Annotated in this window: 22 protein-coding genes and 1 pseudogene; 1 reads left to right on the top strand and 22 read right to left on the bottom strand. The window is 64.5% G+C overall.

The window, feature by feature from the left end:
• Nucleotides 1-40: 40 nt before the first annotated feature.
• The 22 genes and pseudogenes from proB to uvrC all read right to left on the bottom strand — a co-directional run bounded on the left by proB (nt 41) and on the right by uvrC (nt 24,281).
• The gene (gene proB, locus AC6I1W_RS07000; RefSeq protein ID WP_016667373.1) at nt 41-1,174 is read right to left on the bottom strand and encodes a glutamate 5-kinase; all 1,134 of its coding nucleotides are present in this window, start codon (nt 1,172-1,174) and stop codon (nt 41-43) included.
• The gene (obgE, locus tag AC6I1W_RS06995; protein WP_063279977.1) at nt 1,167-2,684 is read right to left on the bottom strand and encodes a GTPase ObgE; all 1,518 of its coding nucleotides are present in this window, start codon (nt 2,682-2,684) and stop codon (nt 1,167-1,169) included. Before obgE ends, proB begins: the two co-directional genes overlap by 8 nt.
• A gap of 102 nt (nt 2,685-2,786) precedes the next feature.
• Nucleotides 2,787-4,577 (bottom strand): MDR family MFS transporter, encoded by a 1,791-nt coding sequence (locus AC6I1W_RS06990; protein ID WP_065673963.1) that lies wholly within the window; start codon nt 4,575-4,577, stop codon nt 2,787-2,789.
• Nucleotides 4,578-4,651: 74 nt separating this feature from the next.
• The gene (locus AC6I1W_RS06985) at nt 4,652-5,263 is read right to left on the bottom strand and encodes a TetR/AcrR family transcriptional regulator (protein ID WP_284950783.1); all 612 of its coding nucleotides are present in this window, start codon (nt 5,261-5,263) and stop codon (nt 4,652-4,654) included.
• A gap of 100 nt (nt 5,264-5,363) precedes the next feature.
• A complete protein-coding gene (locus tag AC6I1W_RS06980) occupies nt 5,364-6,032 on the bottom strand; it encodes a hypothetical protein (RefSeq protein ID WP_284950782.1) in 669 nt (222 codons plus the stop codon).
• A 217-nt stretch (nt 6,033-6,249) separates the two neighbouring features.
• Entirely contained in the window at nt 6,250-6,519 is a 270-nt protein-coding gene (gene rpmA / locus AC6I1W_RS06975) for a 50S ribosomal protein L27 (protein WP_004811744.1), read from the bottom strand.
• An 11-nt stretch (nt 6,520-6,530) separates the two neighbouring features.
• Nucleotides 6,531-6,839, bottom strand: a complete 309-nt coding sequence (rplU, locus tag AC6I1W_RS06970) for a 50S ribosomal protein L21 (RefSeq protein WP_002515641.1) — start codon at nt 6,837-6,839, stop codon at nt 6,531-6,533.
• A gap of 158 nt (nt 6,840-6,997) precedes the next feature.
• Nucleotides 6,998-9,331, bottom strand: a pseudogene (locus tag AC6I1W_RS06965) (Rne/Rng family ribonuclease); the annotation flags it as partial.
• A gap of 786 nt (nt 9,332-10,117) precedes the next feature.
• A complete protein-coding gene (locus tag AC6I1W_RS06960; RefSeq protein ID WP_065673959.1) occupies nt 10,118-10,858 on the bottom strand; it encodes a TIGR03936 family radical SAM-associated protein in 741 nt (246 codons plus the stop codon).
• 2 nt (nt 10,859-10,860) lie between these two features.
• Nucleotides 10,861-12,813 (bottom strand): TIGR03960 family B12-binding radical SAM protein, encoded by a 1,953-nt coding sequence (locus tag AC6I1W_RS06955; RefSeq protein ID WP_063279982.1) that lies wholly within the window; start codon nt 12,811-12,813, stop codon nt 10,861-10,863.
• A 43-nt stretch (nt 12,814-12,856) separates the two neighbouring features.
• Nucleotides 12,857-13,273, bottom strand: coding sequence for a nucleoside-diphosphate kinase (gene ndk, locus AC6I1W_RS06950; RefSeq protein ID WP_004811748.1), 417 nt, complete (start codon nt 13,271-13,273; stop codon nt 12,857-12,859).
• A 32-nt stretch (nt 13,274-13,305) separates the two neighbouring features.
• Nucleotides 13,306-13,692 carry a DUF4233 domain-containing protein gene (locus tag AC6I1W_RS06945; RefSeq protein WP_036975906.1) on the bottom strand — a complete coding sequence of 129 codons (387 nt, stop codon included), beginning with the start codon at nt 13,690-13,692 and terminating at the stop codon, nt 13,306-13,308.
• On the bottom strand, nt 13,689-15,146 hold the full coding sequence (locus AC6I1W_RS06940) for a bifunctional folylpolyglutamate synthase/dihydrofolate synthase (protein ID WP_065673957.1): 1,458 nt from the start codon (nt 15,144-15,146) through the stop codon (nt 13,689-13,691). Before AC6I1W_RS06940 ends, AC6I1W_RS06945 begins: the two co-directional genes overlap by 4 nt.
• Nucleotides 15,143-15,499 (bottom strand): RNA polymerase-binding protein RbpA, encoded by a 357-nt coding sequence (locus AC6I1W_RS06935; RefSeq protein WP_081302706.1) that lies wholly within the window; start codon nt 15,497-15,499, stop codon nt 15,143-15,145. Before AC6I1W_RS06935 ends, AC6I1W_RS06940 begins: the two co-directional genes overlap by 4 nt.
• Nucleotides 15,500-15,615: 116 nt before the next feature.
• The gene (secG, locus tag AC6I1W_RS06930) at nt 15,616-15,858 is read right to left on the bottom strand and encodes a preprotein translocase subunit SecG (RefSeq protein ID WP_016667361.1); all 243 of its coding nucleotides are present in this window, start codon (nt 15,856-15,858) and stop codon (nt 15,616-15,618) included.
• A gap of 159 nt (nt 15,859-16,017) precedes the next feature.
• Nucleotides 16,018-16,797 carry a triose-phosphate isomerase gene (gene tpiA / locus AC6I1W_RS06925; protein ID WP_016667360.1) on the bottom strand — a complete coding sequence of 260 codons (780 nt, stop codon included), beginning with the start codon at nt 16,795-16,797 and terminating at the stop codon, nt 16,018-16,020.
• Entirely contained in the window at nt 16,797-18,005 is a 1,209-nt protein-coding gene (locus AC6I1W_RS06920; protein WP_036975900.1) for a phosphoglycerate kinase, read from the bottom strand. The genes tpiA and AC6I1W_RS06920 overlap by 1 nt, the downstream gene beginning before the upstream one ends.
• A gap of 122 nt (nt 18,006-18,127) precedes the next feature.
• Nucleotides 18,128-19,135, bottom strand: a complete 1,008-nt coding sequence (gene gap, locus AC6I1W_RS06915; protein ID WP_004811755.1) for a type I glyceraldehyde-3-phosphate dehydrogenase — start codon at nt 19,133-19,135, stop codon at nt 18,128-18,130.
• 222 nt (nt 19,136-19,357) lie between these two features.
• Nucleotides 19,358-20,347, bottom strand: coding sequence for a DNA-binding protein WhiA (gene whiA, locus AC6I1W_RS06910; protein ID WP_270235820.1), 990 nt, complete (start codon nt 20,345-20,347; stop codon nt 19,358-19,360).
• A 57-nt stretch (nt 20,348-20,404) separates the two neighbouring features.
• Nucleotides 20,405-21,373 carry a gluconeogenesis factor YvcK family protein gene (locus AC6I1W_RS06905; RefSeq protein ID WP_036975897.1) on the bottom strand — a complete coding sequence of 323 codons (969 nt, stop codon included), beginning with the start codon at nt 21,371-21,373 and terminating at the stop codon, nt 20,405-20,407.
• On the bottom strand, nt 21,370-22,245 hold the full coding sequence (rapZ, locus tag AC6I1W_RS06900) for an RNase adapter RapZ (RefSeq protein ID WP_016667355.1): 876 nt from the start codon (nt 22,243-22,245) through the stop codon (nt 21,370-21,372). The genes AC6I1W_RS06905 and rapZ overlap by 4 nt, the downstream gene beginning before the upstream one ends.
• Complete coding sequence (gene uvrC / locus AC6I1W_RS06895) at nt 22,242-24,281, bottom strand: excinuclease ABC subunit UvrC (RefSeq protein ID WP_270235817.1); 2,040 nt, start codon at nt 24,279-24,281, stop codon at nt 22,242-22,244. The genes rapZ and uvrC overlap by 4 nt, the downstream gene beginning before the upstream one ends.
• Nucleotides 24,282-24,385: 104 nt before the next feature.
• On the opposite strand from uvrC, the gene AC6I1W_RS06890 reads away from it, so the two are divergent.
• Nucleotides 24,386-25,132: a histidine phosphatase family protein gene (locus AC6I1W_RS06890; protein ID WP_270235816.1), complete on the top strand. Its 747-nt coding sequence runs from the start codon at nt 24,386-24,388 to the stop codon at nt 25,130-25,132.
• The last annotated feature ends 3 nt before the right edge of the window (nt 25,133-25,135 follow it).

The raw sequence follows: 25,135 nt of genomic DNA, 5'->3' as shown, positions 1-25,135 counted from the left end.
GCATGGGCAACACCACCATGGTGACCACAGCGACGGTGAGTCACTTCTTGGTAGTTCGACGACGGCTCAACACCATGGCGTCGCGATGGATGATCTCCCGGGACGCCGCCGGGCCCATTTCCGCGGCCAGCCAGGCGCTCGAACGTCCTCTCATCACGCGCACCTCGTCATGGGAGAACTGAGCGATGCCGCGTCCGACGAGCCGACCGTCCGGGGCTAGGATCGTCACCGGATCACCCGCCTGGAAATCCCCGTGAACCCGAGTGACACCCACCGCCAACAACGACGAATGGCGTGTGGTGAGGGCCTCGACGGCCCCCTCGTCGATGACGATCTGGCCCTGCGGGGTAGCGGCGTCGGCCAGCCACAGCAGACGCCGGGACCGCCGCGTCGCCATCGGTCGGAAGTAGGTGCCCACGGCTGCCCCACCCAGGACGCCACGGGCGTCCGAAGCCGATGCGAGCACCACAGGAACCCCCGCGCTGGTGGCCATTCGGGCGGCCTCCAGCTTCGTCGTCATGCCCCCGGTACCGACCCCGGATCCGGCCTTGTGGGTGTCGATCTCCAGCGCGTCAATGTCCTCGACGACATCCAGACGACGGGCGTCCGGGGAATCCGGATGAGCGGTGTAAAGGGCGTCGACGTCAGACAGCAGCACGAGGGCCTGAGCGCGCACCAACTCAGCCACCAGGGCAGCGAGTCGGTCGTTGTCGCCGAACTTGATCTCCCCGGTGGCAACGGTGTCGTTCTCGTTGACGATTGGCACGACTCCCAGCTCGAGCAGGGTGTCCAGGGTCGACCAGGCATTTCGATAGGAGGTGGGGCGGACCAGGTCATTGACGGTCAGCAGTACCTGTCCGACCCGCAACCCGTGGCTGGCAAAACGTGACGTGTAGTGGGCCAGCAGGATTCCCTGCCCGACCGAGGCTGCCGCCTGCTTGCCGGCCACGCTCCGTGGGCGGTGGGTCATTCCCATCGCTGGGAACCCGGTGGCGATGGCTCCTGAGCTCACCAGGACGACCCGCTTGCCGTCCGCGACGACCTCGCTAAGCACGTCGACCAGCTCGTCGACACGGCGAACATCGATCCCGCCGCCGGGCAGGGTCAACGAGGATGATCCGATCTTGACCACCACAGTGGTGGCCGCGGAAATGACTCGACGTTGATCAGTCACGGCTCTCGAACCGCTCATCCTCGGCGACGCGGGCACGCCACGACTCACCCCGTGGATCGCGGCCGACCTGGCCGTATTCCTCACGGGCGCGGTGATATTCGCGATCCATCTCGCGACGACGGGTGGCCGAGGGACGCTCGGTCTCCAGACGCTGGTCCTCACCGCGGCGGGACAACAGCTCGGCACCCGACTCGATCTGCGGGGCGAAGTCGAAGATGACGGCGTCCTCACCGCCGACGGCGACGGCGTCACCGGCAATGGCCCCCATGGCCAGCAGCTCCTCCTCGACGCCCAGGCGGTTGAGGCGATCCGACAGGTAGCCGACGGCCTCCGGGTTGTTGAAGTCAGTCTGAGCGACCCAACGAGCCGGCTTGTCACCGGTCACACGCCACAGGAAACCGCCCTCACCGTCGCCCTGACGCTTGATGGAGAAGGCCGGGCCCTCCTCCTTGGGCCTGGGCCGGATGACGATCCGCTCCGGCTCGGGTTCGGGCTCGTCCTCGCGAGCCTTCTCGACCAGATCGGCCATGGCGAACTTGAGGGAGTTGAGCCCCTCTCCGGACTTCGTCGAGACACGGAAGACCGCCCAGCCACGCTTGCCGACATCGTCGAAGACGATGTCGGCCAGGTCAGCGGCGTCTGGGACGTCAACTTTGTTGAGCACCACCAGACGTGGACGATCCTCCAGGCCACCATGGGCAGCAAGCTCCCCCTCGATGACGTCGAGGTCGGTGACAGGGTCGCGACCCGGCTCGTAGGTGGCGCAGTCGATGACGTGGACGATGGCCCGGCAGCGCTCGATGTGGCGCAGGAAGTCGAAGCCAAGACCCTTGCCCAGCGAGGCTCCCGGGATGAGGCCGGGCACGTCCGCGACGGTGTAGGTCGTCTCCCCTGCGACGACCACGCCAAGATTCGGCACCAGGGTGGTGAAGGGATAATCGGCAATTTTCGGCTTCGCTCGCGAGATCGCCGCGATGAGGCTGGACTTCCCGGCCGAGGGGAATCCCACCAGGCCGATGTCGGCGACGACCTTGAGCTCGAGCAGGACCTTGCGCTCCTCCCCGGCCTCACCGAGCAAGGCGAAGCCGGGGGCCTTGCGCGCCGAGTTGGCCAGCGCGGCATTGCCGAGACCACCACGACCACCGGCCGCGACGACGAGCTCGGATCCCGCTCCGACGAGGTCTCCCAGTGGCTCGCCGGTGTCGGCGTCGGAGACGACCGTGCCCTCGGGAACACCCAGGACGATGTCGGAGCCGTTGGCCCCGGCTTGGTTGTCACCGCGTCCGGGCTCTCCGTTGGTGGCCTTGCGAGTGGACTGCCAGTGATAGTCGACCAGGGTCGTCACCTGGGGGTCGACGCGCAGAATGACCGACCCGCCATGACCGCCGTTGCCACCATCGGGGCCGCCCAACGGCTTGAACTTCTCACGTCTGACGGAGGCGCAGCCGTGTCCCCCCTTGCCCGCCACGGCGGTCAGCGTCGCGCGGTCGACGAAGGACGGGATGGCCATGTTCTGCTCCTCGAAGATGGGGTCGGGCCGTCTGGCCCAGGGTGGATCACAAGTCTAGACGCCGGGACGCGCCACCCCTTCCAGGTGGCGCGTCCCGAACTGTCAGGCCTGTGCTGGTCGTTCCGGTCCAGCAGCTCGACGCGGCGGAGCTCCTTCAACCTTCACGGCATCTGCGTTATGCCGTGGCGTACCGGAGGGCTCGTCCCTCTCCGAGCCGTCCGGAGCCTCAGCGCGGGCGTCCTGGGAAGGAATCTCCACAGCGTCACCGGAGGCTGCCAAAGTCTCCTGAGAAGTTCTCTCCCTGGACTCAGACGCGGCGCGCATCTGGATACCAGTGTGGTGGGACAGCGGCACGTCCTTGAGGAGGAAGGCCAGCAGACCTGCTACAGCAACCATCGGGGCCATCCACAGGAACAGCGGGGTCAGGGAGTTGACGTAGGCCTGGACGATACCGTCCCGAATGGCGTCAGGCATCTGATTGACGGCACCCGGGGTCAGCGAGGCTGCGGCGTGGCTGTGCGAGCTCATCGAGCCCAGCGCCTTGAGAACGGTCGGATCCTTGCTGGTGGCCAGGGAGGTGAACAGGTCCGTGACACGATTGGTCAGGCGGGTGGTGAAGGCCACGCCGATAAGAGAAGAGCCCAGGCACACACCGATCTGACGGAAGAAGTTGTTGTGGCTGGTGGCCGTTCCCAGCAGGGTTGGGCGGACGTCGTTCTGGACCGCCATGACGAGCAGCTGGAAGAACATACCCATGCCCAGACCGAGGACGAAGGTGTCGCCCATGATCCGCCAGACCGGGGAGTCCTGGTTCAGGGTCGACATCAGCGTCATGCCACCGGCAGCGACGATCGGGCCGATGATGATGAAGATGCGGTAACGACCTATCCGGGAGGTCAACAGGCCAGTCACCGTCGAGGCCAACAGAATACCGATCGTCATGGGGATGAGCAGTAGACCAGACACCGTGGCCGAGTAGCCGTAGGTCATCTGCATGTAGGTCGGCAGATAGGCCAGCACACCGAACATGGCACCCATGGCGAGCATTCCGATGATCGTCGAGACGACGAAGGTGCGGTTGTGGAACAGCTCCAGCGGCAGCACCGGATCCTCGACCCGACACTCGACGACGGGCAGCACAGCCCACGCCACGACCGCGACGACGCCCAGGCCGATGATCTGCCAGGACAGCCAGTGGTACTGGGAACCGCCCCAGGTGGCCACCAGCACGATGGCCACGGCGCCGACGTCCATAAGGGTCAGACCTAGCCAGTCAATCTTCGTCGTCAGCTCATGCTTGGGTAGCTTGAGGGCGAAGAGGCAGGCCACCCAGGCCACGACACCCAGCGGCAAGTTGATCCAGAACACCCAGCGCCAGGAGATCGAGTCGGTGAGCCAGCCGCCCAGCAGCGGGCCGAGCACCGAGGACACACCGAACATCGCGCCCATCGGCGCCATGTAGGCGGCACGAACGCGCGGTGGGATGAGGTCGCCGGTGATGGCCTGGGACAAGATCATGAGGCCACCGCCACCCAGGCCCTGGATGAAGCGGAAGAAAATGAAGGTGATCATGGTGTTAGCGGTGCCGCACAGGGCAGACCCCAGCAGGAACAGGCCAATGGCGATGAGGTAGAGGGTCTTACGACCGATGAGGTCGGAGAGACGGCCATACAGCGGCATACCGACGGTGATGGCCAGGGTGTACGCGGTGATGACCCACGCCATGTGCTCGACGCCGGACAGGTCACCGACAATGGTCGGCAGAGCGGTGGCGACAATCGTCTGGTCCAAGGAGGACAGGAACATCACCATCATGAGGCAGAGATAGACAACCCAGAATCGACGATCTGGTTTGAACTTGGCAGCCTCAGGAACGGCAGCAGTTGCAGACATGTCACAGCTTTCTGATGTTGGATGGGAAGTGCGGGGCGCGCTGTCGCGCAGGTTGTGACGAGTCAGCTCGCTGCTCACGGCATCAAGACCGACACCTGATCGCCGGCCAATTCCGCGGACAGCCTGACCCAGACATCGACGACCCGGTCAAAGGTGCCGACCACCTCGGCAGAACTGGCCCCAGGACGGACCATGGCCGCTTGGAAGACTGAGCGCTCCATCGCCTGGATGGTGCCCACGAGGGCAAGGACTTCCAGAGAGTCCTCGGAGCGGCCGATCCGGCGAGCAGCTGCCGCCATGAGGGCAGCGCGTTGACAGTCAACGGACTCCTTGAGGGCCATCCGAAGCTCGGTGCTCTCCCCGCTGATTCTCATGAGCTCTCGCAGATCGTCGAGGTCGACGTCGAAGCTTCGCCACCTGGCATCGAGCAGGGTGCGAATGGCATCGGCCAGTGACGTCGAGGTGTCCGTCGCGAAGGTCTCGAGGGCCTCCTCCGAGTGGGCGACCACCGGAGGCAGATAGACGTCGTACTTGGACGGGAAGTGGTTGAACACGGTTCGTCGCGACACCCCAGCACGCTCGGCGATGTCGTCGACTGTGACCTCGTCCACCGGCTTCTCGACCGACAATTCCATTGCGGCACGGCGAATGACGCCCTGAGTGCGGATTGCTGTTGGTGAAGTCACACTCACAATTTTACACTGAGTGCAGTGTCTGCATCAAGTGCAGAATCTGCACCCAGTACACAAAGGGTCACGCCCTCGGTGAACGACGGCGTGAGAAGGTTCACCGGAAGGCGCGCCAGGCACCTTTGAGATAAGGCCAGGCACGTTGGGCTGACTCCCGCCACTGCTCGAGCGAGCCGGTGGCCCGATGCACCCAGGATCCGGCTTCCTGACCGACCGATGGCGCCAACCACAGCACCCCGACGACAACCGTGAACACACTCACGACGAGGGCCACTGTGACCATGCGGGTCCACATCCCTCGACGTTGACGAGCTCCCGAGACATTGTCGTGGGTCCGGGAGAACCATCTGGTAAAGAAGGCACCGCCCAGAGCGATGACGAGGCTGGTGACGGCAGCGCCGATCATCGTCCCGCCGATTCCCAGGCCTCCCACGACTCCGGTCGCAACGGCCGAGGCGCAGGCGCCAGCCGCCACCTCATAGGGTTGAGGCCACCGGTGACGGGGCTCGGCCTTCTGCGCGGGTGCCGCTTGGGCAGCCCGAGGGTTGTAAGACTCAGCTGCGGCGGGCCGAGAGGAACGAATCGGTGCCAGCGGCGCGGTAATCCTGGGCATCGACCCCGTCGACACCAAGGTCGGCGCGTCCGACCCCGGCTCGATCCGGTACAGCCACCTCTCGTCCTCGCTGAATATCCGATTACCCACGGTTCTCTGATCTCCCATCGTCACAGGGTCGATAACGACCAAGTTTTGAGAGTAGGTCGCCATTTCGTCACTTCCAGCGGTCGCGGCACAGTGACGACCACGGTCGCTGCGAGGATCCGACGACAGTCACAATCCCCGGCATAATTCTCAGGTTCCGCCAAGTCGCGGGCACACAAATGCTCAGGTACCGAATTCCCGATTCCGCTCAGATCGATCCCCCAGACGCAGATCGGCCCCCACCTCAAGGGCGGGGGCCGATCAACATCTGTGTCGTGGGGACTCAGGCCTCGACCGGGACCTCCACGGGGTTCACGTTGACGATCTTGCGGCCACGACGGGTGCCGAACTCGACATTGCCGTCACGCAGGGCGAAGAGGGTGTCGTCGCCACCGCGGCCAACCCCGTCACCGGGGTGGAAGTGAGTGCCGCGCTGACGCACGATGATCTCGCCAGCGTTGACGAGTTGACCGCCGAAACGCTTCACGCCGAGACGCTGAGCGTTGGAGTCACGACCGTTGCGCGAAGAGGACGCGCCCTTCTTGTGTGCCATGTCTGTCTACCTCAGCCTTCGATTCCGGTGACCTTGACCTGGGTGTACTTCTGACGGTGCCCCTGGCGCTTCTTGTAGCCGGTCTTGTTCTTGTACTTGAGGATGCGGATCTTCGGGCCCTTGGTCTCGCCGAGAACCTCAGCGGTGACCTTGACCTTTCCGAGCGCGTCCTTGTCGGAGGTGACGGACTCGCCATCAACCACGAGGAGCGGGGTCAGCTCGATGCTGCTGCCCGCCTCGTCGGCGACCTTGTCGATCTCGACGACGTCACCCACTGCCACCTTGTGCTGGCGGCCGCCACTACGCACGATCGCGTACACGCCTGACCTACTCTCGTTCTTGTCGTACATTTCCGGGGCCGGAACCAACGGCCCCGGACAAACCTGACCGACGACTCGCGCCGGACCGGCTGCTCATTTTACATTTCCTGTGGTGGACGGTCAAAACGACCGTCCACCGCCCTTACCCGGGCCCATCCTCACTTGGAATGGGACTTACCAGAGGAGCCTTTGCGACCGCGTCCACGGCCCTTGGAACGCTCACCACCATCGGCCGGGGCCTGGGAATCCACCGGCTTGTCGAAGCGGTGGTAGCCACGGCCACCACAGGCCTCACACTCCTCAGTGAAGGCCTCAGCCAGGCCGGTGCCGATCTTCTTGCGGGTCATCTGGACCAGCCCCAGCGACGTCACCTCGGCAACCTGGTGGCGGGTGCGATCCCGTCCCAGGCACTCGGTGAGGCGACGGACCAGGAGCTCACGGTTGGTCGGCAACACCATGTCGATGAAGTCGACGACGATGATTCCGCCGATGTCCCGTAGCCGCAGCTGACGGACGATCTCCTCGGCCGCCTCCAGGTTGTTGGCGGTGACGGTGGCCTCGAGGTTGCCGGCAGATCCGGTGAACTTGCCGGTGTTGACGTCGATGACCGTCATGGCCTCGGTGCGGTCGATGACCAGCGACCCACCCGAGGGCAGGTAGACCTTGCGCTCCAGGGCCTTGGCGACCTGCTCGTCGATGCGGTGCTCAGCGAAGGGATCCTTATCGGCGTCCTCCCAGTGAGTCAGGCGCGAGGCCATCTCCGGGGCGACGTGATCGACATAGGCCTTGATGGTGTCGTAAGCGTCGTCCGAGCCACCGTTGCCGGCGATGACGAGCTCGGAGAAGTCTGCGGTGAACAGGTCACGGATGATGCGCACCGTCAAGTCCGGCTCCGAGTACAGCATGAGCGGCGCCTTGCTGGTGCTGGCCTTGCGCTCGATGACCTCCCACTGAGCCTTGAGACGGTTGATGTCGCGGACGAGATCCTCCTCGGTGGCCCCCTCTGCGGCAGTGCGCACGATGACGGAGGCATCCGACGGGATGTTGTTCTCGACGATCTTCTTGAGGCGCTTGCGCTCGGAGTCGGCCAACTTGCGGGAGATTCCCGAGAGATGACCGCCGGGCGAGTAGACGACGAAGCGTCCAGGCACCGATATGTGACTGGTCAGACGAGCACCCTTGGCGCCAACCGGGTCCTTGGTGACCTGCACCAGGACCTGGTCTCCCGACTTCAGGGCATGCTCGATGCGCTTGTCCTCACCCTCCTTGCCGTACTTGGCCCAGTCGACCTCGCCGGCGTAGAGCACGGCGTTGCGACCACGGCCGATGTCGATGAACGCGGCCTCCATCGAGGGCAGGACGTTCTGGACCTTGCCCAGGTAGATGCTGCCGATCGAGGACGCGGCCGAGGCACGGTCGACGTAGTGCTCGACGAGGACGCCGTCCTCCAGCACCGCCAACTGCGAGTACTCGTCGGACTGACGGACGACCATCTTGCGGTCCACCGATTCGCGGCGAGCCAGGAATTCGGCGTCGGTGATGACCGCGCTGCGTCGGCGACCGGCGGCACGCCCCTCACGACGACGCTGCTTCTTGGCCTCCATACGAGTCGAGCCCTCGATGCCGGTGACCTCGTCAGCCACCGACTGACGCGAGCGCGGCTCACGAACCTTGATGACGACCTCGCTGGGATCGTCGTCAGAACCGCTGATGTCCTCACCACGGCGGCGGCGACGACGGCGACGACGACGGGTGGTATCCGAATTCCGGGACTCCGAGCCATTCTCAGAGCTGTTCCCCGAGTCGTCATCGTCGTCCGACTCGCCCTCCGAAGTGTTGTCCTCGGTGTCCTCGCTGCGCCGACGACGACGTCCACCCCGACGACGGCGACGACGGTTCTGGCCTTCCTCCTCGGAGGTGGTGTCCTCGGACTCGGAGGTCGTCTCCTCCTCGACGGAATCAGCAGTCTTCTCGTCCGACTTCTCGTTCTTCTCGCTAGAGCCCTTTCGGTCCTTGGCCTCGCCCTTGCCCTTCTCAGGCTCGAGCTCGGCCACCTCCTCGGTCTTCTCGGCGGTCTCCTCAGCGTGATTGCCAGCCTCGGACGGACGAGTGGCGCGACGGCGACGCCTCTTCGGCACCGCGGCCTCTCCCCCTCCGATCTCGACGGCCAAGGAGTCGAGGATGTCGCTGGCCGAGCGCTCCTCACCGTCCTTGAGCCCGAAGGGATTGGCCAGGGTTCCCTCAACCTTGTGATTACGGGCCTGGGCCTTGGCCTTGGTCAACGCGGCATTGATGGGATCGTCGTCAGATCCCTTGTTCTTGGCACTCTTGTCATCCTTGGCATCCGTGATGGTCGCCTTGCCCTCGGTATTTTCCTCGGACTTGTCAGAAGCCCGGGAGGAACGACGGCGAGTGGCGCGACGACGCTGGGAGGTTCCACGCTCGGTCTCGACGGACGGAGCGGTCTCAGATGCGCCACGACGGGTGGTGCGGGTCTCGGAATCCTCGTTCGTCTCAGTGGCGGACTCGGTGTTGTCAACCTCGGACGGGGACTCGTTCTCGGCGGCCGCGCGGGTGCTCCTGGTCCTCGTCCGGGTCGAGTTGGCAGCGGAGTCGCCATTGCGGCGGGTACGGGTGCGACGCGGCTTCTCGGCCCCGGTCGTCATCTCCTCGGACATCGTGTCCTCGGTCTTCGTCTCGGCGGCCTTGGGGTCCTCAGTCTTCGGGGTCTCGGTCTTCCTGGGTTCCTCGACCTTGAGGGTCTCAGCCTTGGCGGCCTTGCGACGGCGTCCCATCGGAGGGCGAGGAAGGTCGGATGCCTCGGCGTCGGAGGTGATGACGGAGCCGCCGGTACCGGCAGCGGTGATCGTCACCGAGGCGCTCGCGGTCTCGCCTTGGGCAGGAGCCCCGGCAGGACGCGATGCGGCCCGACGGCGTCGAGAAGCGGGAATCTCAGCGGTGGAATTCTCGTCAGAATTCAATGTGGTGTTGTCAGTCTCGTCGAGCATTGTGCTCTCCTTGGCCTTTCGGCACGGTCAGTGCCCACCCGGGTACGGCCCTGCGAAAATCCTTCCGCAGACGTGTGCAAACGCCTCGCGCTGTACTGACGGCGTCATCCCCGGCATGGGGCAAAAGCTTTCGGTGAGCCCTCGAGTCCCCCGCGGTCGCCTCTCGGCGTCGCGGTAAGAACCGTCGAGTGGGGTGGCACCCCGTTCACCTGAGTCCCAGTATGTCACGTCACAGGGGTCGATGCCAGATACCGCACAGTGACGACGACGTCACCACACCGTTACGGCAGCCCTGGAAAACGGGTCGGCCAGGACCGTCGAAACCCCGCTGGCATCCTCGTCACAGGCGCCCTGAGCCAGTCGCGTTGCCCGCGCGGCGTCAACGTCCAGCGCCGGGCATTTCTCGGCCAACGCACGCAGTACGTCATCCGGCCGAACCAACGGAGTGACGTGACGCAGCATGAGCCGCAGCTTCCCGTCCGAGACGTCCAGACCGATGAGAGCTGCACGGACGTCGAAGGTGCGCATACCGGACTTCGTCATCCGCTCCACCTCGACGGTCTCGGCTGTCATGACGGCTTTCACGGCCTCGGCCAGCCCTGCAACCTCACCAGCGGGCGCGATGAGCCAGGCCGACGCCGTCAACAGTTCGGTGAAGGGGGTGCGATCAGTCTCGACGACTTCCAGCACCTCCATGCCGGGTGGCATTTCGGTGCCAAGGACCGTCAGGACCTTGTCCGGGTCGCAGATCTCGGCCAACGCCACCTCGAGGTACTCGGCCTCCGAGGCCGCCCCGGTGGCCGAGGCGTTGGCGTAGGAGATACGCGGGTGCGGGCTGAATCCCGACGAGTACGCCATCGGAATGTGGGCCCGGTTGAGAGCTCGCTCGAAGGCGCGGGCGAAGTCACGATGGGAGGTGAACCTGGCGGTGCCGCGCTTGGCGTACCGCATCCTCAACCTCTGCTTCGGCGGGGCCTGCTGCTCGGGCTGCTTCTGGGCGCGCTTCGACATCGTCAGGCCTCCTTCGCCGGCGCGAGGTCAGGGTTGACCGGGGTCAGCGGGATGAGCGAATGCCCTGACGGACCCACCTGGATCTCGGTACCCATCTGCGGGCACACCCCACAGTCGTAGCAGGGGTTCCAGCGGCAGTCGTCGACGGCCTCGCCGTCTAGGGCGTCTTGCCAGTCGTCCCACAACCAGTCGCGGTCAAGTCCGGAGTCAAGATGGTCCCAGGGCAGCACTTCCTCGTAATCACGCTCACGAGTGGTGAACCAGTCCAGGGAGACACCGAGCGGCTCGAGCTCCTGCTCACAGCATGCCACCCACCGGTCGTAGGAGAAGTACTCGTTCCAACCGTCGAAGACTCCCCCGTCACGCCAGACGGCCTCGATGACCTTGCCGACCCGTCGGTCACCGCGCGAGAGCAGCCCCTCGATGATGCCGGGGCGCCCGTCGTGGTAGCGCATGCCGATGGACCGACCGAACTGGCGGTCAGCGCGAATAGAATCTCGTAGCACGGACAGGCGGTGGTCGACCTCGTCGGCAGACGCCTGGGCGGCCCACTGGAAGGGAGTGTGAGGTTTGGGCACGAATCCGCCGATGGAGATCGTGCACCGAATGTCCTTGCGTCCGGCCGCAGCACGACCGGCCTCGATGACGTGGGAGGCCATGTCGTGGATTCCCAGCACATCCTCGTCGGTCTCGGTGGGCAGACCGCACATGAAGTACAGCTTCACCTGACGCCAACCATTGCCGAATGCGGTGGCAACGGTGCGGATGAGGTCGTCCTCGGTCACCTGCTTGTTGATGACCTGGCGCATCCGCTCCGAGCCTCCCTCGGGAGCGAAGGTGAGACCAGAACGACGACCGTTGCGGCTCAACTCGTTGGCAAGATCGATGTTGAAGGCGTCCACGCGAGTGCTCGGCAGGGACAGGGACACATTCGTCCCCTCGTAGCGATCCGCAAGCCCCTTGGTGATGTCAGAAATCTCCGAGTGGTCGGCGCTCGACAGGCTCAACAGACCGACCTCTTCCAGACCGGTGGCCTGCAGGCCGTTATCGACCATCTGGGCGATCGTGTCGATGGATCGCTCGCGCACCGGACGGGTGATCATGCCCGCCTGGCAGAACCGGCAGCCACGGGTGCAGCCGCGGAAGATCTCCACCGAGTAGCGCTCGTGGACGGTCTCGGCGACCGGGACGATGGGCTTCTTCGGATACTGCCACTCGTCAAGGTCCATGACGGTGTGTTTGGAGACGGTGAACGGTGCCTCCGGACGATTAGGGGCAACTCGACCGATCGTTCCGTCGTCGAGGTATTCGACGTCGTAGAAGGAAGGTACGTAGACCCCGCCGGTCTCGGCAAGCCTCACCAGCAGACCTTCGCGTCCGCCCGGTCGGCCTTCCTCCTTCCAGCCCCGGATGATCTCGGAGATCTCCAGGGAGGCCTCCTCACCGTCCCCCAGGACGGCGGCGTCGATGAAGTCGGCTACGGGTTCGGGATTGAAGGCGGCGTGACCGCCGATGAGGACGATGGGGTCGTCATCGGTGCGATCAACCTGATGGACGGGGATACCGGCCAGACTGATGGCATTGAGCATGTTAGTGTAGCCCAACTCCGTCGACAGTGAGACCGACATGACGTCGAAATCGCGCACCGGCCGGTGCCCGTCAAGGGTGAACTGAGGAATCCCAGCAGCTCTCATCTGCTTCTCCATGTCCGGCCACACCGAGTAGGTGCGCTCAGCCAGGATCCAGTCACGTTCATTGAGCACCTCGTAGAGGATGGCCACGCCCTGATTGGGCTGGCCAACCTCGTACGCGTCGGGGTACATCAGGACCCAGCGGACGTCAGCGTCCTGCCAATCCTTGACGATGCTGTTGTGCTCCCCACCCACGTACTGGATGGGTTTGTTGACTCGGGCCAGCAGCGGTTCAATCCTACCGAGGAGATCCTGGGTACTCACGAACGGTCATGGTAGGCGGTTCGGGCCGGATCACGGAACCAGATCACACCAGATCGGGGAACCAGATGCCGATCTCGCGCTCGGCGGATTCCGGGCAGTCAGAGGCGTGGACGAGGTTGCGGTTCTTGAGCGTGCCGTAATCGCCACGAATTGTTCCTGGAGCTGCCTCGGCGCAGTCAGTCTTGCCATTCATGGCGCGAACGACCTGGATGGCCTTGCGTCCCTCGAGCACCAGGGCGACCAGCGGCCCGGAGGTGATGAACTCCTCCAGCGGCGGGTAATAGTCGCGTCCGACGTGCTCGGCGTAATGATTGGATGCAGTATCAACATCAATCGTCCGCAGCTCCATTGCGCGCACGATGAGACCCTTGGCCTCGTACCTGCTAATGATCTCGCCAATGAGATGACGCTCAACGGCATCCGGCTTCAGCAGGACCAGGGTACGTTCCGTGTCAGTCATGGCCCCAACTTATCGCAGCGCGGATCACGACCTCAGCGGACCTCGGGGTTTCCGTCAATACGCCTACCCAGCACGATAATAGACACCCAAATCGCGGCGAAGACGATCCCGACGGCGTACATCATCGGGGTGGCCAGCCCCAGCAGGATTCCAAAGATCTGCAGGGCCCATGCAAGCAGGTATCCCCACGTGCGGGGGACGCCAACAGCGCAGAGGATCGAGGCGACCATGCCGATACATCCCAGGACAACTGACATGGCCACACTGATGCCGGAGACCAAGATCATGCCCGGGATCGTCAGGCCGAAGACGATGACCTCAAAGGCCAGGAAACTCACCACGACCTTCGTCATCGGGTTGCCCGCGGGCAGGGTGAGGAAGCTTCCTCTTGCGATCCCGGGCTGCGCGGCCATCGTCACCAACCTCCGTCGTCATTCATGTCGGTGACCATGTCATCGTCAGGCAGTGGGTCGAGGCGCTGACCCTCCATCGCCTCGATCTGTTCCTGGGACAGGTCCGGGGTCTCGACGATGGCGGTCTGCGGAGCGTCAAGCATGGTGCCGTCGGGACGCAGGATCGCCCTGGCACGACCCGCCAGCACGACCGATCCGGCGATGAGGACACCGGCCCCTGGCCCGGACGCATCTGCGATGCGGAAGGCTTCCTCAAGGGCCTCGGGGACGTCCGCAACCCGGGTAAGGTGGTCGTCATCCCAATGGGCCGAGGCCTTCTCCGCCAAGTCGTCAACACTCAAGGCACGCGGCAGGTCCGGCATCGAGGTGACGATGACGTGGCTCACCGAGTCCGACAGCACCGACAGCACCCCGTCGATGTCCTTGTCGGCCATTGCCGCCACGACAGCGATGAGGGGCTCGGTCTCGAAGGACTCGCGCATCCCGGCCATCGCCGACGTCGCTCCGTGGGGATTGTGGAAAGTGTCGAGGATGACGAGCGGAGACCGTCGGACGACCTCGAGACGAGCTGGAGCCTCCACAGCAGCCAAACCCTGCTCGATGATGGCGGGCTTGAGCGGCCCGGTGAGAGCCTCGGTCGCCGCAACAGCCTGGGCAGCGTTGTGAGCCATGTGTTCACCGAAGAGCGGAAGGAACAACTCCCCCAGCGGCCCGGAAGCAGTCTGAACACGCAGCACCTGGCCGCCGAGGGCACTGCGGCGGTCCAACAGGCCCCAGTCCGGGCCCTCCAGCAGCGGCTTGACGCCGGCGTCGGTGCACTGGGCAAGCAGGATCGGCGCGGCTTCCGGCTCCTGGCCAGCAATGACCGGAGTGCAACCTGGTTTGATGATTCCCGCCTTCTCGGCGGCAATTTTGTCGATGGTGTTGCCAAGGATGTGCATGTGGTCCATGGCGACAGGGGTGACGACCGCAACAGTTGCGTCGGCAACGTTGGTGGCATCCCAGCGTCCTCCCAGGCCGACCTCGACCACAGCGACGTCCACCGGGGCATCCGCGAAAGCCGCGAAGGCCATGGCCGTTACGACCTCGAAGAAGGTCATCTGGATGCCGTCGATGTGCTGACCGTCGACCATGGCCACCATCGGCTCGATCTGACGCCAGGTCTCGTCGAACAGCTCGCGGCTGACGGGACGACCGTCGATGCAGATGCGCTCGGTGACGTCGACCAGATGTGGGGAGCAGTAACGTCCCACCCGCAGACCGGCGGACCGCAGCAGCGAGTCGATCATGATGGCCGTCGATCCCTTGCCGTTGGTGCCGGCAATCTGGATGACAGGGCAGGCCTGCTGTGGGTTGCCCAGCAGGTCCAGAAGGGCACGTTCCCGGTCAAGGCCGGGACCGATGCGGTGCTCTGGCCAACGAGCGGTCAGCTCTGCCACGAGCTGGTCATGGCTGCTCAATAGATGACCTCGCCATCACGTCGACGCTGACGCAGGTTCTCCAGCGCCTCGGCGAGGATGGCAGCGGCCTCGGCCTCGCTGCGGCGCTCCTTCACATAGGCCAGATGAGTCTTGTAAGGCACGATCTTCGGCGGAGCAGGAGGATTGGCCTGATCACGGTTGGCCGGCAGACCGCACTTCGGGCAATCCCAGGTGTCGGGGACCTCTGCCTCGGCCGAGAAGGCCGGGCGGATCACGTGGTGGTTGGCGCAGAAGTAGGAGACGTACTCGCGGGGGGCAGACTCGCCGCGCTCTGCCTCTCCCATGGGGCCGGCACCGACGCGACTTCCACGGATGGCGCTTCCACCTGACATTCGTTCACTCTCCTCGAGGGGGTCACAATACTGCCTGGGGGGCAGCATCATTGGGGGTCGGAAGGGATCAGCCCTCCCTTGTGCTCCTGCGCGGCAGACTGCCGCCCGATTCCGGCTCAGGAATGGCTGTAGAGCACCAGCAGGACAATGATGGAGGCCAGCCATAGCAGGCCAATGACGACCGTCAGACGGTCAAGATTCCGCTCAGCCACGGAGGTTCCACCCATGGAGGTCGACACACCTCCACCGAAGAGGTCGGAGAGGCCGCCGCCCTTGCTCTTGTGGAGGAGGACGAAGAGGGTGAGGATGACGCTCAGCACGCACAGGATGATCGACATCGTCAGCACGGGCCAGGTCATGAGGGGAGCCGAAATCACGTCGTACAGGGTAACTCACGAGCCGCCAGATCCCCACATCGAGCCCCGAAACCATGCGCGAAGTGTGCATACACATCAACGCAGGGACGAAACGACCCCCGCACCGAGTGGTGCGGGGGTCGTCGTTGAACTTGTCGCGGATCAGGCCTCGTAGAAGGTCACGATCTTGGAGAAGTCGCCAGCCTTGAGCGAAGCGCCGCCCACCAGGGCGCCGTCAACATCAGGCTTGGCCATGATCTCGGCGACGTTGGCCGGCTTGACCGAGCCGCCGTACTGGATGCGCACGGCCTCGGCGGTCGGGGCGTCGTAGAGCTCCTTGACGGCCTCGCGGATGGCCTGGCAGACCTCCTGGGCGTCGTCAGCGGTGGCGGTCTCGCCGGTGCCGATGGCCCAGATGGGCTCGTAGGCGATGACGAGCTTGGCGACCTGCTCGGCCGAGATGCCGTCGAGGTCAGCCTTGATCTGGCCGACGGTGTGCTCGACGTGCTTGCCGGCCTTGCGAACCTCGAGGTCCTCGCCACAGCAGATGATCGGGGTCATGCCATTCTCGATGGCCTTCTTGGCCTTGACGTTGACCAGCTCGTCGGACTCGTTGTGGTACTCGCGACGCTCGGAGTGACCAACGACGACGTAGGAGCAGCCCAGCTTCGACAGCATGGTGCCGGACACCTCACCGGTGTAGGCGCCGTCGTCGTGAGCGGAGATGTCCTGGGCGCCATAGGCGATCGGCAGCTTGTCACCGTCGATGATGGTGGCCACGGAGCGGATGTCGGTGAATGGCGGGATGACGACGGCCTCGGACTTGGAGGAGTCGTATCCGGCAGCCTTGAGGGCCTCACCGAGATCCTGGACGAGGGAGGTGGCGGCAACGTGGTCGAGATTCATCTTCCAGTTGCCGGCCATGATCGGGGTACGAGACATCAGTTGTTCTCCTTGAGGACTGCGATTCCGGGCAGCTCCTTGCCCTCCATGAGCTCGAGGGAGGCGCCACCACCGGTGGAAATGTGACCGAACTGGTCGTCGGCGAAGCCGAGGGCGCGAACGGCGGAGGCGGAGTCTCCACCGCCAACCACCGAAAGGCCGTCGACCTCGGTGAGAGCCTGGGCAACGGCCTTGGTGCCGAGCTCGAGGCCCTTGATCTCGAAGACGCCCATCGGGCCATTCCAGAACACCGACTTGGCGCCCTTGATGGCCTCGGCGTAGGCCTTCTCGGTCTCCGGGCCGACGTCGAGGCCCATCTTATCGGCCGGAATGGCGTCGACGGGCACGACGTCGACCTGGCCGACGGTGTGGGCATCGAAGTCGACGTCAGAGGCGACGCGGACGTCGGTCGGCAGCAGGATCTGCTTGCCAGCGGCCTTGGCGGCCTCGAGGTACTTCTTGCAGGCCTCGACGGAGTCATCGTCGACCAGCGACTTGCCGACCTCCAGGCCCTGTGCCTTGAGGAAGGTGAACAACATGCCGCCACCGACGACAAGGGTGTCGGCAACCTTGAGCAGGTTGTCGATCACGGCGAGCTTGTCGGCGACCTTGGCACCACCGAGGACGACGACGAACGGACGCTTCGGGTCGGCGGTCAGGCCCTCGAGGACCTCGACCTCCTTGGCGACCAGGGAGCCAGCAGCGCTCGGCAGCAGCTTGGCGACGTCGTAGACGGAAGCCTGCTTGCGGTGCACGACACCGAAACCGTTGGAGACGTAGAACTCACCGAAGGAGGCGTACTTCTTAGCGAGCTCGGTGCGCTCAGCCTCGTCCTTGCTGGTCTCGCCCTTCTCGAAGCGGACGTTCTCGACCAGAGCGATCTCGCCGTCGGCGAGGGACTCGGAGGTCTTGGTGGCGGACGGGCCGACGACGTCCTCAGCGAGCTTGACGTCGAGGTTCATGAGCTCGCCCAGACGCTTGGCGACCGGGGCCAGGGAGTACTTGGGATCGACGGCACCCTTGGGACGACCGAGGTGGGCGAGCACAGTGGTGCGCGCGCCGGCCTCGTGCAGCTGGGTCAGGGTGGGCAGGGCGGCCTTGATGCGGCCGTCATCGGTGATCTTGTCCCCGTCGAGCGGGACGTTGAAGTCGCAACGGATGACGACGCGCTTGCCGCGCAGGTCTCCGAGATCCTCAACAGATTTCATGTGGAAGCCCTTTCTTAAGGCGATGGTCGTGAACGACGTTTCACGAGCGTCGTGGCCCGGGTACGGATGACGGCCCCGCGCCCGCATGGGCACGGGGCCGTCATCAGCTCACGATGGTGAGATCAGGCAAGCTTGCTGGCGACGAGCTTGGTGAGGTCAACCAGACGGTTGGAGTAGCCCCACTCGTTGTCGTACCAAGAGAGGACCTTGACGAGGTTACCGATGACCTTGGTCTCGGTGGCGTCGAAGATCGAGGAGTGCGGGTCGCCCTCGATGTCCTTCGACACGATCGGATCCTCGGTGTAGGCCAGGATGCCCTTCAACGGACCCTCAGCAGCCTTCTTGACGGCAGCCTGGACCTCCTCGACGGTGGTCTCCTTGGAGGTCTGGAAGGTCAGGTCGGTCAGGGAGCCGGTCGGAGTCGGGACGCGGACGGCGAGGCCGTCGAACTTGCCCTTGAGCTCCGGCAGGACCAGGGCCACGGCCTGGGCGGCGCCGGTCTTGGTGGGGATCATGTTGAGGGCAGCAGCGCGGGCGCGACGCAGATCCTTGTGGGGGGCGTCTTGCAGGCGCTGGTCACCGGTGTAGGCGTGAACGGTGGTCATGATGCCACGCTCGATGCCGAAGGCGTCGTTGAGGACCTTGGCCAGCGGGGCGAGGCAGTTGGTGGTGCACGAAGCGTTCGAGATGACGTTGTGCTTCTCGGTGTCGTAGTCGTCGCTGTTGACGCCCATGACGAAGGTGCCGTCGACGTTCTTGCCGGGAGCGGAGATGATGACCTTCTTGGCGCCAGCCTCGATGTGGGCCTTGGCCTTCTCGCCATCGGTGAAGAGTCCGGTGGACTCGACAACGATCTCAGCGCCGAGCTCCTTCCAAGGGAGGTCAGCGGGGTTGCGCTCGGCAAGGACCTTGATGGTCTTGCCGTCAACGGTGATGGAGTCATCGTCGTAGCTGACCTCACCGGAGAAACGACCCATGATGGAGTCGTACTTCAGGAGGTGGGCCAGGGTCTTGGTGTCGGTGAGGTCGTTGACGGCCACGACCTCGAGGTCAGCACCCTGCTCGGAGAGGGCGCGGAAGAAGTTACGGCCAATACGGCCAAACCCGTTGATACCAACCTTGACGGTCATTAAGGAATCTCCTCCAGATGAGGTTTGTGCGTTCAGCACTCGGACATCTCTAAGCATAGCGACCAAGGGCAATGAACAAAGCCCTGGCCCCGTTTTAAGGCAATGTCACGGGCGAACGATCACGAGCATCGATCAGGTCGACGCACAAATGACCATGCGGTTGCGTGAATCCCTCCCCTGGTGGGAGGAGCCAAGGGCCGGTTGTAGACGCCGGGATGGTGATCAGGCGCGGTCGTCGCGCATCTCGGGAGGAAGACTCTCCACCGTGGTGGGCTCGCCGTTGTTACGGGCCGTCTTGTCGGCCAGGGCCAACAGACGACGAATCCGTCCGGCAATGGCATCCTTCGTCACCGGAGGTTCGTGCAACTTACCCAATTCTTCCAAGCTGGCATTTCTGTGCTCAAGGCGAAGTTGGCCAGCGGCCTGGAGATGTTCCGGAACGGAATCCCCGAGGATTTCCAGCGCGCGTTCCACCCTGGCACTGGCAGTGACAGCAGCTCTGGCGGAACGACGCAGGTTGGCATCGTCAAAATTGGCAAGACGATTCGCCGACGCCCTCACCTCACGGCGGAGACGACGATCCTCCCAGACCAGCACCGATTCGTGGGCGCCCATCCGCGTCAGCATGGCGGAAATGGCATCACCGTCCCGGATCGTCACGCGGTCGATGCGTCGGGACTCCCGCTGCTTGGCCGGGATCTCCAGACGGCGAGCTGCACCCACCAGAGCCATTGCGGCCTCCTCACCGGGAGCGGTGATCTCCATGGCCATGGAACGTCCAGGTTCGGTCAGGGAACCACGGGCCAGGAAGGCGCCACGCCACGCGGCAGCCTGGCAGCACCGTCCGCCACCGACGACCGGAACCGGAAGGCCACGCACCGGGCGACCGCGACGATCGAGCAGACCCGTCAGACGAGCCAGATCAGCGCCGCCGCGCACCATCCGCACCAGGTACCGGGTGTTCGAGTGCAAACCAGTGCCATTGACGACGACGAGGTCGGTGTCGAAACCGAAGACCTCCTGGATGGATTGACGAAGTCGTCGCGCCGCACCCCCGGTGTCGACCTCGGCCTCAATCGTGATGTGGCGATGCTGCACTAAATGGATGCCACCTGCGAAGCGAAGGGTGGTGGCGATCTCGGAACGGCGGCAGCACAGCTTCTGCACCGGCACCGTCGCGAGTTCGTTCTTCACCTGCAGGGTGAGCGACATGTGGTTCTAGCCTCCGGAAAGGAATACAAAGGGTGACAGGGTGATCTTAGGCGACAATCAGCGAGGCTGGACGCCCATGATGTTGGCGTATGCCGACGCCAACCGCAGTGGGTCATGCCGAGCCGATCCATCGCGCATTGCCAAATCGTCGACGACGATTTCAGCTCCCAGATTGTGCGCAAACGATTCCAGATGGGGATCCTGACCAGCAAACCCGCGATCGACGAGGACGACGTCGAAACGCATACGTGGCTCGTGCTCGGCGATGACCTCAAGATGTCGCGCGGGGCTGAATCCGTCCGTTTCATCAGCTCCCGACACATTGAGGGTGAGGATCTTCCGCGCCTTCGACTCAAGGATCGCGTCGACGATCTCAGGCACCAGGAGATGCGGCATGACCGAGGTGAACCACGATCCCGGCCCCAGGACGAGGTTGTCGGACTCGCGAATCGCCTCCAACGCCTGAGGGCAGGCCTCGGGTTCGGAGGGCTCCAGCCTCACCTTGAGCACCTCGGCCCGGGTCTTGGCGACCGTGGCCTGCCCGGTGAGGGTGTACTCCTCGTCCGGCTGATTCGGGTCCAGGCCGACCACTTGGGCGCTGATGTCAAGCGGGGTCAGGGACATCGGCAGGACGCGACCCCGAACGTCAAGGAGCTGACCGACCATGTCCAGGCCGGACACAGGGTCGCCAAGCTCCTGCCACAGGCCCGCGATGAGCAGGTTACCGATGGCGTGACCGGCGAGCTCACCGATGCCGTTGAAGCGCGCCTGCAGCACCTCGGCCCAGGTACGTCCGAGGTGATCATCAGCACACAGCGCGGCAAGAGCACGACGCAGGTCTCCCGGCGGCAGGATGTCGAATTCCTCGCGCAGCCGACCGGAAGAGCCACCGTTGTCGGCGACGGTGACCACAGCAGTGAGCCGGTCTGTGAGCCGCCGCAAGGCACGCAGCGACACGGCCAGCCCGTGTCCACCGCCGAAGGCCGTGACAATCGGCAACTTCGAGGGGGTTGACACCATCGTCATTCCTTCCCAAGATCTCGGTGCAGGACGGCGGTGCGGTGCCCCCGATCCGCCAGACGAGCGGACAATTCCTCGGAAATGGCGGTACTGCGATGTTTCCCGCCGGTGCAGCCAACGGCCACCGTGACCTGCTTCTTGCCCTCACGAAGATACCCCGGTGCCATGCCAGCCAGGAGTTCCTCGACTCGATCGATGAACTCGGTCGCGCCGGCCTGGGCCATGACATAGGAGGCGACGTCGGAGGACAGACCCGTCTTGGGACGAAGCTCAGGGACCCAGTACGGGTTCGGCAGGAAACGCACGTCGAAGACGAGGTCGGCGTCGATCGGAACCCCACGCTTGAATCCGAAGGACATCACCTGGAAGGCCAGGCCCTCGTCGATCCCCTCGGCGAAGGCGTGGTCGATGCGTTGGGCGAGCTGTCGAGCGGTGATGGAGGTGGTGTCGATGACGAGGTCAGCCTCGGCACGCAGGTCGGAGAGCATGCGACGCTCGAGGGCCACGGCGTCGAGGAGATGACCTCCTTGTTGGAGCGGCATGGGACGACGGCTGGACTCCTGACGACGCACGATGGTCTCGTCGGAGGCTTCCAGGAAGACGATGGCGGGGTCGATGCCGCGCTCGTCGAGGGCGGCGACGGCCACTCCCAGGGTGTCGAACATGATCCGACTTCGAACGTCGAGGACGACTGCCAGACGATCGATGTCATTAGCGCCGATCTCGTCGACAAGCGCCCCCAACATCACCGGGGGCAGGTTGTCGACGACGTACCAGCCCAGGTCCTCCATGGCATGGGCCGCGGTACGACGGCCAGCACCGGAGATGCCGGAGATGATGACAACTCGCGGGGTCCTGGTCGTCTGTTCGGTGCTCACGGCTCAAGGGTAGTGCTGTTATCGGCATCAGCCAGTCCGTCAGCGTCAGCAACCTCGCCGGTTGCCGTGTTGATCGCCTCACCGGGCTTGTCCTTGGAGAGGGCCGCGACGACCTCTCCCGCGAGTTTGGGACCGAACCCAGGAATTTCGGCGATGTCCTCGACGGTCGCCTTCCGCAGCGCTCGCACTGATCCGAAGTGAGAGACGAGGGCCTTGCGACGGGTCTCCCCCAGTCCGGACACCCCGTCGAGTACGGACTCCACCATTGCCTTGGATCGCTTGGACCGGTGAAAGGTGATGGCGAACCGGTGAGCCTCGTCACGAAGACGCTGTAGTAGGTAGAGCCCCTCGGAGGTGCGCGGCAGGATGACCGGCCACTCCTCGTCGGGGAGCCACACCTCCTCCAGGCGTTTCGCCAGCCCGCACAGTGCGATCTCATCCTCGAGGCCGAACTCCTCGAGCACTTCCTGGGCGGCGTGTACCTGAGGTGCGCCGCCGTCGACGACGATGAGATGCGGAGCGTAGGCGAACTTGCGGGGAGCGCCAGTGGTGGGGTCGATGAGGGAGCCGACGTCACCGTCAGGGGTTTGGGCCTTGGCCATGGCGTCGCGGTCCTCGACAAGGCGACGCAGCCGGCGCGACAGCACCTCGTGCATGGCGGCGAAGTCGTCGGACCCCTCGAATCCCTTGATGATGAATCGCCGATACTCGGACTTGCGCGGCATGCCGTCCTCGAAGACGACCATCGACCCGACGACGTTGGTTCCCTGGATGTGGGAGATGTCGTAGGACTCCATCCGCAGCGGGGCGCGGTCCAGACCGAGGGCCTCCTGGATCTCCTCCAGGGCTCGGGTTCGAGTGGCCAGGTCGGAGGCTCGCTTCAGTTTGTGCTGGGCGAGGGTTTCCTGGGCGTTGCGGGTGACGGTGTCCATGAGGGTCGCCTTGTCACCTCGACGGGGAACACGGATCTCGACGTGGGAGCCGCGTTCGGAGCTGAGGATCGTGGACATGACGTCGGGATTCGCGGGATTGGTGGAGACGAGCAACAGCGGCGGGACGGCATTGCCATGACCGTCATCACGAACCTGACCGTCACTGGAATTGATGCCGTAGAGCTGGGTGAGGAAGGTCTCCATCAACTCGGCCTCGTCGGCGTCGTCGGCACGGTCTGCCACCCAGCCTCGCTCACCACGGATGCGACCGCCGCGAACGTGGAAGATCTTGACGCCCACCTCCAGCGGGTCGACGGCCATCGAGATGACGTCGGCGTCAGTCCCGTCACCGAGGACGACGGCATTGCGCTCCAGAGTCTTTGACAGGGCTCCCAGGGAGTCGCGGATGACGGCGGCACGTTCGAATTCCAGGTTCTCGGAGGCCTCCGCCATCTCGGCCTCAAGCCGTTTGACGATCTTCGTCGTCCGGCCCGCCATGAAGTCACAGAACTCGTCGGCGATCTCGCGGTGGGCCTCCGGGGTGATCCGACCGACGCACGGCGCCGAGCACTTGCCGATGTAGCCGAGCAAACATGGACGCCCCTGGTTCTTCGCCCGATTGAAGACGCCGGTCGAGCAGGACCTCATCGGGAAGACCCGCAGCAAGGTCTCGACGGTGTCCCGGATTGCCCACGCCTGGCCGAACGGTCCGTAGTAGCGCCACCCCTTGTGATGAGCACCGCGACCGACGAAGACGCGCGGATACTCGTCTGTCCAGGTGAAACACAGCCACGGGTAGGACTTGTCGTCGCGGTACATGACGTTGAACCGCGGATCGAATTCCTTGATCCAGGTGTATTCGAGCTGGAGGGACTCGACCTCGTTCTGCACCACCGTCCATTGCACGTGGGCGGCCGTAGTGACCATCCGTTGAGTACGCGGGTGGAGGGCCGAGATGTCCTGGAAGTAGGAGTTGAGCCGGTTACGCAGGTTCTTGGCCTTGCCGACGTAGATGACCTGCCCGTGCTCGTCACTGAATCGATAGACCCCTGGTTGAGTGGGGATGGTCCCCGGGGCAGGACGGTAACTGGACGGATCGGCCATGGGGCAAGCCTAGGGGCCATGACGACGTGGTTCCTCTCTCCGTCCGAACGCCCCCGTCCTGCGGGCGGGAAATGCTCCAGCAGCTTCACCGGTAGGCTGGCCACGTGCATCTTCTCCTCATTCGCCACGGCCAGTCCGAAAACAATGCCAATGCGGCAAAGTCCGTCGAGGCATACCGTCAAGGGCGCAAGCCTGACCCCGAACTCACCGAATTGGGACGACATCAGGCTGAGGCCCTGGGGACATGGATCGGGTCAGTCTCTCCGCGACCGACCAAGCTGTATTCCTCCCCCATGATGCGCACCATTCAGACGGCAGCCCCGGTCGCCGAAGCCCTCGACATGCCCATCACCGTCAGCGACCTCATCTTCGAACGCCCCGGTCCAGTTGAGATTGTTGACGGAGTCGAGACCGGTCACCCCGGGTCACCGCTGTCGGCCCTGTCTGCCATCACCGATCGCGCCGTCTTCCCGGAGACGATTACCGAGGAGGGGTGGCGCGAGGCCCGCATCGAAACTGCCGCAGAGGCGGCAGATCGTGCCGGTCGTATCGCCGAATGGGTGCGGGAGGCACACTATGACGACGATTGCATTGCCCTGGTGGCCCATGGAGCCATCGGATCGATGCTCCTGCTGCACCTCATTGCCCCACGACTTGCCGCTGATCTGCGCAATTACCCCATCGGCAGTGAACCCCACTGGGTCGGCCTGCAGAACACCGCCACCTCGATGATCGAGCTTCACCCGAATGGGTATGAGGTTCATTGGATCAATCGGGTGGATCACCTCATCGAGGCAGGTATGGTTCACGGCGCCGTCGCCGCCTCCACAGGCAACCCCGGCACCCGCTGAGCA

This window comes from Cutibacterium sp. KB22876, assembly GCF_059728865.1.
Note: the sequence above shows the minus strand (reverse complement) of the source record. Positions and strands in the feature narration are given on the sequence as shown.